The following is a 13,901-nucleotide window of genomic DNA, read 5'->3' as shown; positions in this document are numbered from 1 at the left end:
AGCTGTGAATTAAAATAATTGGCTGGAACGGCGTGATATTGAATTATTAAAGGAGAAGTAAAAAAATGAAACTGCATGAAGGGTGGATTGATATTGCAAGAAAAGTTATTTCTCCACATTGTGATCTGCGCCCAGAAGGTGAAGTTCCATCATTACTGGTTATTCATAACATTAGCTTACCTCCCGGAAAATTTGGCGGCCCTTATATTGATCAATTATTTATGGGGACACTGAATCCAAATGATGATCCTTTTTTTGATGAGATCAAACACCTGCGTGTTTCTGCCCATTGCCTAATCCGACGCGATGGGGAAGTTGTTCAATATGTGCCTTTCAATAAAAGAGCTTGGCATGCAGGTGTTTCCTGCTACTGTGACCGTGAGAAATGCAATGATTTTTCGATAGGCATTGAGTTGGAGGGTACGGACTACGAGGAATTTACTGAAATTCAGTATATTAAACTGGCGGAAATCACCAGGCTACTTATCAGCCGATATCCTGATATTCACAATAATATTGTAGGACACAGTGATATTGCTCCGGGTAGAAAGACTGATCCAGGGCCATATTTTTATTGGGATTACTATCGACAACTATTGAAGGAGTGAGTTGGATGACTCTCTTTATTCTACTGTTAATACTGGCATGGGAACGTGTTTTTAAAATGGGAGACCACTGGCAGTTAGAACGTTATTTATCCCCGCTTTTTGCCAGAATAAAATCACATTCATTGTGGGGCAGTTTGGTCATAACCTTACTGGTTGCCTTATTAACCTGGAAGCTTATTGATATTTCGAGTTCTGTTGCTTTTGGCATTCCAGCGATTTTATTGAGTATTATCATAAGCTTGTTATGTATTGGTGCAGGAGGATTACGTCATGACTATCGTGGATATCTTCAGGCAGTACGTCATGATGATTTCGAACAGCAGAATATCCATCTTACTCGTTTGATGATAATTCAGAGAATGCCGCCAGATACAACATCATCTAACACTGCAACCGTGTCCGATACCACAAAGGATGAACGATTGCGTGAAATACAGAATGCCTTAATCTGGATAAATTTCCGTTATTATCTCGCACCGATTTTTTGGTTGATCGTGTGGGGAAAATTTGGCCCTGCCATTTTGATGGGTTACGGTTGTCTTAGAGCTTACCAAAGATGGTTGGCACAACATGCAACGGTGGTACAGCGTGCGCAATCTGGGGTTGATGGCATACTGCACTGGTTGGATTGGTTTCCTGCACGTTTGGCAGGTATTGCTTATGCTTTGTTGGGGCATGGCGAGAAAGCCTTGCCAGCTTGGATCGCATCGCTCAGTGATTTTAGGACATCACAATATAAGGTAGTCAGCCAACTGGCTCAATTTGCGCTCAGTAAAGAACCTCATCTTAACCCTGTAGGAACGCCAGTTGCTGCTGTCACGTTAGCTAAAAAAGCGACATTCACGATTGTGATTATTGTGGCATTGTTAACGATTTATGGCGCGTTAATTTAATCATAAATGATTTAATTGAATGGCTATATACCCTTTATTTTTCAATCTGTTAATTCGTTGGTTAAGTTTGCTTACCAAATCGCTATAACCTGAAATCTATAGGGTATATTTCTTAATAACTTACTGATAAGTTCCGATAGCTTATAACAGTTATGTGAAGGCGGTTGTTGTAAGAAATATTGTTGTAAGAAATATTGTTGTAAGAAATATTGCAGGAGAAATGCTGTAGGGAAACATGTTATAGGAAAACGCGTTGTAGATAAAAATGCTGTGGAGACCAATGATTCATTGGTTTTAAAGTTACCTATTCTATTTTGGATAGGCTGATTGATTTATGTACATTTACATGGGTTAGTGCCCTTTATCTATTTTCAAATTGAATTTTAATTCATTTTTATTAAGTTTTTATCAGATTATTTTGGTGCTATAACGCTTCAGTTTGCCTATTTATTACGTTTAAAAAACGTTAAATTGTCCTAAGATTTCCCGCCTTAAAATCCCTTTTGGTTATAATTTTCTAATAAAATTTAAAATAATTTGTTAAAATTTGCAGATTTTTATGATTTAGCTCAAGGTCTTTATAGACAGCTAGTGAATACTTTGTTACTTTAAGACCCTGTATTTAAAATTGGTATTACCAATTGACTTTGTCCTCATTAGTCAGGGCTCAGTTACTGAGGTTTAGTGACTAAGATTGAGTTAGCTAGGGCATGGTTTTAAAGCGACATGGTTTTAAAGCAACACAGTCCGAAGCAACATTTACTCATTGAATGGCTGACAGCAGATATGGCCTATAGCAAGATTCGCCAACCAAAGTTATCAGATGTGATTGAGCAACGTCTTGAACAGCTCATTCTTGAAGGCTCGCTACGCCCGGGAGAAAAGCTGCTGCCTGAACGTGAACTGGCTAAGCAGTTTGAAGTATCACGTCCTTCTTTGCGCGAAGCCATTCAAAAACTGGAAGCCAAAGGCTTTCTTTTCCGTCGTCAAGGGGGAGGAACTTTCGTACAGAATAACCTGTGGCAAAGTTTCAGCGACCCGCTTGTCCAACTTATTGCAGAGAATCAAGAATCCCAGTTCGATCTCCTGGAAGCGCGTCATGCGTTAGAGGGCATTGCAGCTTACTATGCAGCCCTTAGGGGAACCGATGAAGATTTCAAACGCATTGAGCAGAGCCACCTTGCTATTCAAGAAGCCCAACAAAGTGGGGATGTGAATGCGGAATCTGATGCTGTCCTGCAATATCAGCTTGTTGTCACGGAAGCTGCCCATAACGTGGTATTGCTGCATTTATTGCGCTGTATGATCCCAATGTTACAACAAAATATCAGACGCAATTTTGAATTCATCTACACCCGCAAGGAAATGTTGGCAGCCGTTAGTGGCCACAGAGCTGAGATTTTTCGCTCTATTATGGCAAGAGAGCCGGAGAAAGCCCGAGAGGCTTCTCATCGCCATTTGGCCTTTATTGAAGAAGTTTTATTGGATCTGAATCGTGAACATACTCGTCGTGAGCGTTCATTGAGGCGGCTCCAGCAACATCAGGAATAAGAGCCTGTCCCTTGGGGCGTCATTGACAAATCAAATTCCCGAATGGGGTAGGTTCTAAACTTGACTGTACAGATCCTGACTGCTGCGTTTGTACAGTTCGTCAACTCTTTATCCAAGAGTTTTAGCGGCAACATATAGCAGGGCCTATCTTCCGGTCGTAACAGGCAGTTAGTCAAAAGGTATGACCAGAAGATAGGCTCCAACAACCATTAGAAATAGATAACAGATAAGGAATACACCATGTCAGATATTTTGAAAAATGACGTGGATCCGATCGAAACTCGCGATTGGTTACAGGCGATCGAATCGGTCATCCGTGAAGAAGGTGTTGAGCGTGCTCAGTTCCTGATTGATCAGGTTTTGAATGGAGCTCGTAAAGGTGGCGTTAACGTTGCTGCAGGTGCTGCAAGCCGTGATTACATCAACACTATTCCTGTTGAGGATGAGCCTGCTTACCCTGGCAACCTGGATTTGGAGCGCCGTATCCGCTCTGCTATTCGTTGGAATGCCGTGATGACCGTTCTGCGTGCATCCAAAAAAGATCTGGAACTGGGTGGTCACATGGCTTCATTCCAGTCTTCTGCTACTGTTTATGACGTGTGTTTCAACCACTTTTTCCGCGCTCGTAACGAAAATGATGGCGGTGATCTGGTTTACTTCCAGGGCCACATTTCTCCGGGCGTTTACGCACGTGCTTTCCTTGAAGGTCGTCTGACTGAAGAGCAGATGAATAACTTCCGTCAGGAAATCGGCGGTAATGGTCTGTCTTCTTACCCGCATCCTAAACTGATGCCTGATTTCTGGCAGTTCCCGACTGTTTCAATGGGTCTGGGGCCAATCTCCGCTATTTATCAAGCGAAGTTCCTGAAATATCTGGAACACCGTGGTCTGAAAGATACTTCTAAACAAACCGTTTACGCTTTCTTGGGCGACGGTGAAATGGATGAACCAGAATCCAAAGGTGCGATCACTATCGCAACTCGTGAAAAACTGGATAACCTGGTGTTCATCATCAACTGTAACTTGCAGCGTCTGGATGGCCCGGTAACAGGTAACGGCAAAATCGTTAATGAACTGGAAGGCATCTTCGACGGCGCTGGCTGGCAGGTACTGAAAGTCCTGTGGGGCGAGCGTTGGGATGCACTGCTGCGTAAAGATACCAGCGGTAAACTGGTTCAATTGATGAACGAAACTCTGGACGGCGACTATCAGACATTCAAGTCTAAAGATGGCGCTTATGTTCGTGAGTACTTCTTCGGTCGTTACCCAGAAACTGCGGCATTGGTCAAAGATATGACTGATGACGAAATCTGGGCTCTGAACCGTGGTGGTCACGATCCTAAGAAAGTTTACGCTGCACTGAAAAAAGCGCAGGAAACTACAGGCAAACCAACTGTAATCCTGGCTCAGACCGTCAAAGGTTACGGTATGGGCGATACCGCTGAAGGTAAAAACATTGCTCACCAGGTTAAGAAAATGAACATGGACGGCGTGCGTCAGTTCCGTGATCGTTTCAATATTTCTGTATCTGACGAGCAAGTTGAAAGCCTGCCATATGTGACTTTCGACAAAGACTCAGAAGAATCCAAATATCTGCATGAGCGTCGTAATTCACTGGGTGGTTACCTGCCAAGCCGTCGTGTTAACTTCGACGAAAAACTGGAAATCCCAGCTCTGGAAGATTTCAGCTCTCTGCTGGAAGAACAATCCAAAGAAATTTCTACCACCATCGCTTTTGTTCGTGCACTGAACATCATGCTGAAGAACAAGTCTATCAAAGATCGTCTGGTTCCAATCATTGCTGATGAAGCACGTACTTTCGGTATGGAAGGTCTGTTCCGTCAAATCGGTATCTACAGCCCGAATGGTCAGCAGTATACTCCGCAAGACCGTGAGCAGGTTGCATACTATAAAGAAGACGCTAAAGGTCAGATCCTGCAAGAAGGTATCAACGAACTGGGCGCTGCTTCATCCTGGCTGGCTGCTGCAACTTCTTACAGCACCAACAACCTGCCAATGATCCCGTTCTACATCTACTACTCCATGTTCGGATTCCAGCGTATCGGTGATCTGTGCTGGGCGGCGGGTGACCAGCAGGCTCGCGGCTTCTTGGTTGGTGGTACTTCTGGCCGTACAACTCTGAACGGCGAAGGTTTGCAGCATGAAGATGGTCACAGCCATATTCAGTCTCTGACTATTCCTAACTGTATCTCTTACGATCCATCGTTCGCTTATGAAGTGGCTGTTATCATGCATGATGGCTTGGAGCGTATGTATGGTGAGAAGCAAGAGAACATCTATTACTACATCACTACTCTGAACGAAAACTACCAGATGCCGGCAATGCCAGCAGGTGTTGAAGAAGGTATCCGCAAAGGTATCTACAAACTGGAAAGCCTGGAAGGCGCGAAAGGTACAGTTCAGTTGTTAGGTTCTGGTTCTATCCTGCGTCATGTACGTGAAGCAGCGAAGCTCCTGTCTGATGAATACGGTATCGGTTCTGATGTATACAGCGTAACTTCCTTCACTGAACTGGCTCGTGATGGTCAGGATTGTGAACGCTGGAACATGCTGCACCCATCAGAAGAACCTCGCGTTCCTTACATTGCTCAGATCATGAACGAAGCACCGGCTATTGCTTCTACTGACTACATGAAACTGTTCGCAGAACAAGTACGTAACTTTGTTCCTGCAAGCGAATTCCGTGTATTGGGTACTGATGGTTTCGGTCGTTCTGACAGCCGTGAAAACCTGCGTCATCACTTTGAAGTTGATGCTTCTTACGTGGTTGTTGCGGCTCTGGGTGAATTGGCTAAACGTGGCGAAGTTGATGTGAAAGTGGTTGAAGAAGCCATCAAGAAATACAACATCAACCCAGAAAAAGCTAACCCACGTCTGGCATAAGAGGTCAAGATTAATGTCTATTGAAATTAACGTACCTGATATTGGTGCAGATGAAGTTGAAGTTACCGAGATTCTGGTAAACGTAGGTGACACGGTAGAAGCAGAGCAGTCACTGATCACTGTTGAAGGTGACAAGGCTTCCATGGAAGTCCCATCACCACAGGCGGGTGTAGTTAAAGAAATCAAAATTGTGGTTGGCGATAAAGTCGAAACCGGCAAACTGATCATGATTTTTGAATCCGCAAATGGTGCAGCAGTTGCTGCACCTGCGCAACAGGAAGCAGCAGCTCCGGCTGCGGCACCAGCAGCGGTTGAAAGCAAAGAAGTGAATGTACCAGATATCGGTGGTGACGAAGTTGAAGTTACCGAAATCATGGTAAAAGTCGGTGATACCATCACTGAAGAACAGTCTCTGATCACCGTTGAAGGTGACAAAGCGTCTATGGAAGTTCCTGCGCCATTCGCGGGTACGGTGAAAGAGATCAAAATTGCCGCTGGCGATAAAGTCAAAACCGGCTCTCTGATCATGGTATTCGAAGTTGCGGGTTCTGGTGCAGCACCTGTGGCAGCGGCGGCTCCGGTAGCAGCTCCTGCGGCATCTGCGGCAAAAGAAGTTAACGTACCAGATATCGGTGGTGATGAAGTTGAAGTTACCGAAATCATGGTAAAAGTCGGTGACACCATCGCTGAAGAACAGTCACTGATCACTGTTGAAGGTGACAAGGCTTCTATGGAAGTTCCTGCACCATTCGCGGGTACAGTGAAAGAGATCAAGATTGCGACTGGCGATAAAGTCAAAACTGGTTCTCTGATCATGGTATTCGAAGTTGCAGGTGCAGCACCTGCGGCAGCGCCAGCAGCTGAACCTGCGCAAGCAGCACCAGCAGCAAGCAAGCCAGCAGAAGGCAAAAACGAATTTGCAGAAAATGACGCTTACGTTCATGCAACTCCAGTGATCCGTCGTCTGGCGCGTGAATTTGGCGTAAATCTGGCTAAAGTAAAAGGTACAGGCCGTAAAGGTCGCATCCTGCGCGAAGACGTTCAGGCTTATGTGAAAGATGCGATTAAACGCGCAGAAACTGCACCTGCTGCTACGGGTGGTGGCCTGCCAGGCATGTTGCCTTGGCCGAAAGTTGATTTCAGCAAGTTTGGTGAAATCGAAGAAGTAGAAATGAGCCGTATCCAGAAAATCTCCGGTGCTAACCTGAGCCGTAACTGGGTCATGATCCCTCACGTTAACCTGTTCGATGAAGCGGATATCACTGAAGTTGAAGAATTCCGTAAACAGCAGAACAAAGAAGCTGAGAAGAAACAGCTGGGCGTGAAGATCACTCCGCTGGTATTCGTTATGAAAGCAGCTGCGAAAGCACTGGAAGCAATGCCTCGCTTTAACAGCTCCATTTCTGAAGATGGCCAAAAGCTGATCCTGAAAAAATATGTCAACATCGGTATTGCGGTTGATACACCTAATGGTCTGGTTGTGCCAGTATTCAAAGATGTCAATAAGAAAGGCATCATGGAACTGTCAAGAGAGCTGGCTGAAGTCTCCAAGAAAGCACGTGCTGGTAAGCTGACTGCTTCTGACATGCAAGGTGGCTGTTTCACCATCTCCAGCCTGGGTGGTATCGGTACTACCGGTTTCGCACCAATTGTGAATGCACCAGAAGTGGCAATCATGGGTCTGTCTCGTTCTTCCATGAAACCTGTCTGGAATGGCAAGGAATTCGTTCCTCGTCTGATTCTGCCTATGTCTCTGTCTTTCGACCATCGTGTGATCGACGGGGCAGATGGTGCGCGCTTCATCACTTATATTAATCAATTGATGAGCGACATCCGCCGTTTGGTGATGTAATGCAAAGGCCGGTGAATAACCGGCCTAATAATGACTAGCGTGACAGATATTTTCTCCTTGCATCTGGCAGGTTGAGATTTCTGTCACGTTAACGCGCTTTTCAGGTTATTTACAATTCTGTAAACTGCTCGCGGTGTGTACGTCCCGGTGGAATATGGTTTTTTTTTCGTCTGACCCGCCGGACAAACAATTAAGAGGTCATGATGAGTACTGAAATTAAAGCCCAGGTAGTGGTGCTTGGGGCAGGCCCTGCTGGGTATTCTGCTGCTTTCCGTTGTGCAGACTTAGGTTTGGAAACTGTTCTGGTTGAACGTTATTCCACTCTGGGTGGTGTTTGCCTTAACGTAGGTTGTATCCCATCCAAGGCGCTGCTTCATGTAGCAAAAGTGATTGAAGAAGCAAAAGCGCTGTCACAACACGGTATCGTGTTTGGTGAGCCACAAACTGATATCGATAAGATCCGTCTCTGGAAAGAAAAAGTTATTTCCCAGCTGACAGGTGGTCTGGGCGGCATGGCTAAAGGCCGTAAAGTTAACGTTGTTAACGGTGTTGGTAAATTTACAGGCGCTAACACTCTGGTAGTAGAAGGCGAGAACGGCGCAACAACGATTAATTTTGATAATGCCATTATCGCAGCGGGTTCACGCCCAATTCAGCTGCCACTCATTCCACATGAAGATCCTCGCGTATGGGATTCTACCGATGCTCTGGAACTGAAAACTGTTCCGGAACGCCTGCTGGTCATGGGCGGCGGTATTATCGGTCTGGAAATGGGTACTGTTTATCACGCTCTGGGTTCTCAGATCGACGTGGTTGAAATGTTCGATCAGGTGATCCCTGCTGCGGACAAAGACATTGTTAAAGTGTTCACTAAGCGTGTCAGCAAGAAGTTCAACCTGATACTGGAAACTAAAGTGACCGCAGTAGAAGCGAAAGAAGATGGCATCTACGTAACAATGGAAGGCAAAAAAGCACCTGCTGAACCACAACGTTATGATGCCGTTCTGGTTGCTATCGGCCGTGTACCAAACGGTAAGATGCTGGATGCTGGCAAAGCGGGCGTTGAAGTTGATGATCGCGGCTTTATCCATGTGGATAAACAAATGCGTACTAACGTACCTCACATCTTCGCTATCGGCGATATCGTTGGTCAGCCAATGCTGGCACACAAAGGTGTTCACGAAGGTCACGTTGCTGCTGAAGTTATTTCTGGTAAGAAACATTACTTCGATCCGAAAGTTATTCCATCCATTGCTTATACTGAGCCAGAAGTGGCATGGGTTGGCCTGACTGAGAAAGAAGCGAAAGAAAAAGGCATCAGCTATGAAACCGCGACTTTCCCATGGGCAGCATCTGGTCGTGCAATCGCATCTGACTGTTCAGATGGTATGACCAAGTTGATTTTCGATAAAGAAACTAACCGCATTATCGGTGGTGCTATTGTTGGTACTAACGGCGGTGAACTGCTGGGTGAAATCGGTCTGGCTATCGAAATGGGTTGTGATGCAGAAGATATCGCTCTGACTATCCACGCTCACCCAACACTGTATGAATCAATCGGTATGGCTGCGGAAATTTACGAAGGCAGCATTACTGACTTGCCAAACCCTAAGGCAAAGAAAAAGAAATAACGCATTAGGTTTTGCATTATTTTTGCAGTGATAATAAGCGGCTTCCATATTGGGAGCCGTTTTAGTTTAGTGGATAATAAGGAAATAATAACTGGTGATGACATCTAGAGTATATGACATCTCCAACCTGAGTTAGATTGGTAAGGGTGGCTTGTGAGTTGATATTCTCCATTGACGTTATGCCATTTATTGTTATTGGCAGGGTTTAACTCCATATGTTTTAAATTAAAAAAAGTAGAATCAGAAGGATAAATAGGTACAAAGCCTAATTTTTGATAAAAAATCTCAGCATCATGCTCTACATAAGCTTTTAATATTCCTTGATGGCCTAAGGCGGAAGATATATTAACCACATGTTGAACAAGTAAGCCACCATAACCATAACCGTTAGGGTAGGCTAATATGAATGCTATCAGGTCAATGTTATTATCAGATATATTAGGTTTGGCAAGCTTTAATATGATAATTCCAACCGTCCTATTTGCAACTGAACAGATAAAATGGCGATAATTATTTAATCCCCCAGTAACATATGCAGGGTTGAAGGTTCTTTTTATGGATCCACATGTATTGATAAATGTAGTGTGATGTCCACCTCCAAATATTGTTTCCCTTATAGGTTCATACAAGTAACTGGATTCATTTCGCTGGATTTCGTTAAGTGCAGATAGCATATCGTTTTGATTAACTTCCTTAATTTTAGCCTGATATTTAGAGTAAAATTTCTCCTCCATAATAATTGCAGAATGATGGCCTGAGCCTACTGTAGCGTTATTTTCTTCTCTATTAAGCATAATAATATCCTTTCGAACGGTGCTGGTATTGGTTTTGGAATGGCTTCTGGTTTTTGGGATAAATGTGAATTATTACTTATTTGTTGATATTGAAAGTTTGTTGAACTGTGTACAGTGATCAGAAATGCTGTTAAGAAAAAGATGAGTATGGAAAGCCAGTGCGTTCAGTAAAAATTCAGATGGAAGTTAAAGTATTTTCGAGTCTCAATAGAAAAAAATAGCATATCCGTCTATAAATACTCCTTTTAATGATATTTATCTAGAGTTTTATCACTGTGTAATGTTGATTTTATGTGAATGAATTAACATGTCATTCAAATTTTGGTATGCTAAATGCCCGAAGCTGAGCATAATTATGATGTTATGCGAGCAAAATCCTCTGACCTGGCACCCTTGATGATTGTTTTAGAAGGTTATTTTAGATGATTGTTACCGGGTGCAGACAGCCGGGTATATAAAATGACAATGAGAGCGAGGAGAAAGTCGTGCTAGAAGAATACCGTAAGCACGTAGCCGAGCGTGAAGCTCAAGGCATCGTCCCTAAGCCGTTAGACGCAGCTCAAGCAGCAGCGCTGGTCGAATTACTGAAGAACCCACCCGAAGGTGAAGAAGATTTCCTGTTAGATCTACTGACCAACCGTGTTCCCCCTGGTGTAGACGAGGCTGCTTATGTTAAAGCGGGTTTCCTTACTGCAATTGCAAAGGGTGAAACAACTTCACCACTCATTACACCGGAAAAAGCCATCGAATTACTGGGAACCATGCAAGGTGGGTATAATATCCACGCTTTGATTGATGCCCTTGATGAAGAAAAGCTGGCACCTATTGCGGCGAAAGCGCTTTCTCATACTTTGCTGATGTTTGACAGCTTCTATGATGTGGAAGAAAAAGCAAAAGCGGGTAATGTTCATGCCAAACAGATTATTCAGTCATGGGCTGATGCTGACTGGTTCCTTGGACGCCCCGAATTGGCGGAAAAAATCACAGTGACTGTATTTAAGGTCACAGGTGAAACGAACACCGATGATCTCTCTCCTGCGCCTGATGCGTGGTCACGCCCTGATATTCCTCTGCATGCTCTGGCAATGCTTAAGAATGCCCGTGAAGGTATTGAACCCGATCAAGCCGGAGTCGTGGGCCCGATTAAGCAAATCGAAACACTGGTTAAAAAAGGTTACCCGCTGGCTTACGTTGGTGATGTTGTCGGTACAGGCTCTTCCCGTAAATCAGCAACTAACTCCGTATTGTGGTTTATGGGAGAAGATATTCCATTTGTACCAAATAAACGTGGTGCAGGTGTGGTATTGGGCGGAAAAATTGCCCCCATCTTCTTCAATACTATGGAAGATGCGGGGGCGTTACCAATCGAAGTTGATGTTTCTAAACTCAATATGGGTGATTTGATTGATATCTATCCATATAAAGGCGAAATCCGTCAGCACGAAACCAATGAGTTATTGTCTACTTTTGAACTGAAAACGGATGTATTGATCGATGAAGTGCGTGCCGGTGGTCGTATTCCATTGATTATCGGTCGTGGTTTGACCGGAAAAGCGCGTGAATCATTAGGCTTGTCACACAGTGATGTATTCCGTCAGGCAAAAGAGGTAGAGAAAAGCGCTCGCGGCTTCTCATTGGCACAGAAAATGGTCGGTCGTGCATGTGGTACAGTGGGTATCCGTCCGGGAGAATATTGTGAGCCTAAGATGACATCTGTGGGTTCTCAGGACACCACAGGGCCAATGACGCGGGACGAATTGAAAGATCTGGCGTGTCTGGGCTTCTCTGCGGATTTGGTCATGCAGTCATTCTGCCATACCGCCGCTTATCCAAAACCTGTTGATGTGACTACACATCATACTCTGCCTGATTTCATTATGAACCGTGGCGGGGTATCGCTGCGTCCGGGAGACGGCATTATCCACTCATGGCTGAACCGTATGCTGCTGCCGGATACAGTGGGTACAGGGGGAGATTCTCATACTCGTTTCCCAATTGGTATTTCTTTTCCGGCTGGTTCTGGTCTGGTGGCATTCGCTGCTGCAACAGGCGTTATGCCGTTGGATATGCCTGAATCAGTACTGGTTCGTTTTAAAGGAAAAATGCAACCCGGCATTACGCTGCGTGATCTGGTGCATGCAATTCCTTACTATGCGATTCAACAAGGTTTGCTGACTGTTGAGAAGAAGGGTAAGAAAAATATCTTCTCTGGCCGCATTCTTGAGATTGAAGGTTTGCCAGAACTTAAAGTTGAACAGGCATTCGAATTGGCTGACGCATCAGCGGAACGCTCTGCGGCTGGCTGCACCATTAAGCTGGATCAAGCGCCAATCATTGAATATCTGCAATCAAATATCATATTGCTGAAATGGATGATTGCGGAAGGTTATGGCGATCGCCGGACACTGGAACGCCGTATTATAGGTATGGAAAACTGGCTGAAAGATCCTCAATTGCTGGAAGCGGATGCAGATGCTGAATATGCTGCGGTGATTGAAATCGATCTGGCTGAGATTAAAGAACCTATTTTATGCGCGCCGAATGATCCAGATGACGCACGGTTATTATCAGACGTTGCTAACAGCAAAATTGATGAAGTCTTTATCGGCTCCTGCATGACCAATATCGGTCATTTCCGTGCAGCAGGCAAATTGCTGGATCAGCATAAAGGCCAATTACCGACTCGTTTATGGATTGCACCGCCAACCAAGATGGATGCCGCTCAATTAACGGAAGAAGGCTATTACAGCGTCTTTGGTAAGAGTGGGGCACGTATTGAGATCCCCGGTTGTTCATTGTGTATGGGAAATCAGGCGCGAGTGGCAGATGGCGCAACTGTGGTATCAACTTCTACCCGTAACTTCCCGAACCGTCTCGGTACTGGTGCAAATGTTTATCTGGCTTCTGCGGAGCTGGCGGCGGTGGCGTCATTGTTGGGACGTTTGCCAACATCAGCAGAGTATTTGCAGTTCATGGATAAAGTCGATGAAACAGCAGCAGATACTTATCGTTACCTCAATTTTGATCAATTGAGTCAGTACACAGAAAAAGCGGATGGTGTGATCTTCCAAACTGCTGTGTAAAAAAGTATATTGCATGAATGGGAGGCAAAGGCCTCCCTTTTTTTATGTCAGTTTTTGTGTCAGTTTGTGGACTACTTCAGAGGTGGGCTAATCAGAAATGTTTAAAATCCAATCGTATTAGCCATAGGCAACGAGTTAGTCATAAGTAAAAGATAGTGGAGGTGTGTAATGGAATATGAATTTATGCAGGATATTACTGGTCAAGTGACAACATCTTTTTCAATGGATCATGAAGCTATAGGCCATTGGCTAAATGAAGAAGTAAAAGATGATTTGAGCATACTGGATAAAATCACGGTAGCCTTGAAGGATATTAAAGGCAGCGAGCGTCAGTGGCAGTTGGCAGGCCATGAGTATACTTTATTGATGAGCGAGGATGAAATCATGATCCGGGCTAATCAACTCCAGTTTGACACTGAGATGATAGAAGAAGGAATGAGTTACTATGATAACGAAAGTCTGGCTTTTTGTGGCACAGACGATTTTATCGTTATGTTAGCCGATTACAGAGAGTTTATTTTGCAAAGAAACCATACATAAGTATTAGTGTTCAACCTATGATGACTTTCTGCCATAATCGATATT

Annotated in this window: 9 protein-coding genes; 8 read left to right on the top strand and 1 reads right to left on the bottom strand. The window is 44.4% G+C overall.

Features of this window, described 5'->3' with window-relative positions:
- The first annotated feature begins 65 nt into the window (after window positions 1-65).
- From ampD to lpdA, 6 genes are all read left to right on the top strand, one after another.
- Window positions 66-608: a 1,6-anhydro-N-acetylmuramyl-L-alanine amidase AmpD gene (ampD, locus tag AAC854_RS00620; RefSeq protein WP_340615431.1), complete on the top strand. Its 543-nt coding sequence runs from the start codon at window positions 66-68 to the stop codon at window positions 606-608.
- A gap of 5 nt (window positions 609-613) precedes the next feature.
- Complete coding sequence (ampE, locus tag AAC854_RS00615; RefSeq protein WP_340615430.1) at window positions 614-1,501, top strand: beta-lactamase regulator AmpE; 888 nt, start codon at window positions 614-616, stop codon at window positions 1,499-1,501.
- Between the two features lie 786 nt (window positions 1,502-2,287).
- On the top strand, window positions 2,288-3,052 hold the full coding sequence (pdhR, locus tag AAC854_RS00610) for a pyruvate dehydrogenase complex transcriptional repressor PdhR (protein WP_340615479.1): 765 nt from the start codon (window positions 2,288-2,290) through the stop codon (window positions 3,050-3,052).
- A gap of 240 nt (window positions 3,053-3,292) precedes the next feature.
- Window positions 3,293-5,956, top strand: a complete 2,664-nt coding sequence (gene aceE / locus AAC854_RS00605; RefSeq protein WP_340615429.1) for a pyruvate dehydrogenase (acetyl-transferring), homodimeric type — start codon at window positions 3,293-3,295, stop codon at window positions 5,954-5,956.
- 13 nt (window positions 5,957-5,969) lie between these two features.
- Window positions 5,970-7,808 carry a pyruvate dehydrogenase complex dihydrolipoyllysine-residue acetyltransferase gene (aceF, locus tag AAC854_RS00600; RefSeq protein WP_340615428.1) on the top strand — a complete coding sequence of 613 codons (1,839 nt, stop codon included), beginning with the start codon at window positions 5,970-5,972 and terminating at the stop codon, window positions 7,806-7,808.
- A gap of 203 nt (window positions 7,809-8,011) precedes the next feature.
- A complete protein-coding gene (lpdA, locus tag AAC854_RS00595; protein ID WP_340615427.1) occupies window positions 8,012-9,439 on the top strand; it encodes a dihydrolipoyl dehydrogenase in 1,428 nt (475 codons plus the stop codon).
- A gap of 104 nt (window positions 9,440-9,543) precedes the next feature.
- On the opposite strand, the gene AAC854_RS00590 is transcribed toward lpdA, so the two are convergent.
- Complete coding sequence (locus AAC854_RS00590) at window positions 9,544-10,233, bottom strand: GNAT family N-acetyltransferase (RefSeq protein WP_340615426.1); 690 nt, start codon at window positions 10,231-10,233, stop codon at window positions 9,544-9,546.
- A 485-nt stretch (window positions 10,234-10,718) separates the two neighbouring features.
- On the opposite strand from AAC854_RS00590, the gene acnB reads away from it, so the two are divergent.
- Window positions 10,719-13,316: a bifunctional aconitate hydratase 2/2-methylisocitrate dehydratase gene (gene acnB / locus AAC854_RS00585; RefSeq protein ID WP_340615425.1), complete on the top strand. Its 2,598-nt coding sequence runs from the start codon at window positions 10,719-10,721 to the stop codon at window positions 13,314-13,316.
- Window positions 13,317-13,484: 168 nt separating this feature from the next.
- Entirely contained in the window at window positions 13,485-13,856 is a 372-nt protein-coding gene (locus AAC854_RS00580; protein ID WP_340615424.1) for a YacL family protein, read from the top strand.
- Window positions 13,857-13,901: the final 45 nt, after the last annotated feature.

Source organism: Xenorhabdus entomophaga, from assembly GCF_037996725.1.
Classification (GTDB): domain Bacteria; phylum Pseudomonadota; class Gammaproteobacteria; order Enterobacterales; family Enterobacteriaceae; genus Xenorhabdus; species Xenorhabdus khoisanae.
The sequence above is the reverse complement of the archived record's forward strand: the minus strand, read 5'-3'. Positions and strand labels throughout refer to the sequence as shown.

Excerpts from the sequence above, each read along its gene's own strand:
- pdhR (WP_340615479.1), top strand. The coding sequence starts at position 2,288 with ATGGCCTATAGCAAGATTCGCCAACCAAAGTTATCAGATGTGATTGAG.
- AAC854_RS00590 (WP_340615426.1), bottom strand. The coding sequence starts at position 10,233 with ATGCTTAATAGAGAAGAAAATAACGCTACAGTAGGCTCAGGCCATCAT.
- lpdA (WP_340615427.1), top strand. The coding sequence starts at position 8,012 with ATGAGTACTGAAATTAAAGCCCAGGTAGTGGTGCTTGGGGCAGGCCCT.
- ampE (WP_340615430.1), top strand. The coding sequence starts at position 614 with ATGACTCTCTTTATTCTACTGTTAATACTGGCATGGGAACGTGTTTTT.
- AAC854_RS00580 (WP_340615424.1), top strand. The coding sequence starts at position 13,485 with ATGGAATATGAATTTATGCAGGATATTACTGGTCAAGTGACAACATCT.
- aceF (WP_340615428.1), top strand. The coding sequence starts at position 5,970 with ATGTCTATTGAAATTAACGTACCTGATATTGGTGCAGATGAAGTTGAA.
- aceE (WP_340615429.1), top strand. The coding sequence starts at position 3,293 with ATGTCAGATATTTTGAAAAATGACGTGGATCCGATCGAAACTCGCGAT.
- ampD (WP_340615431.1), top strand. The coding sequence starts at position 66 with ATGAAACTGCATGAAGGGTGGATTGATATTGCAAGAAAAGTTATTTCT.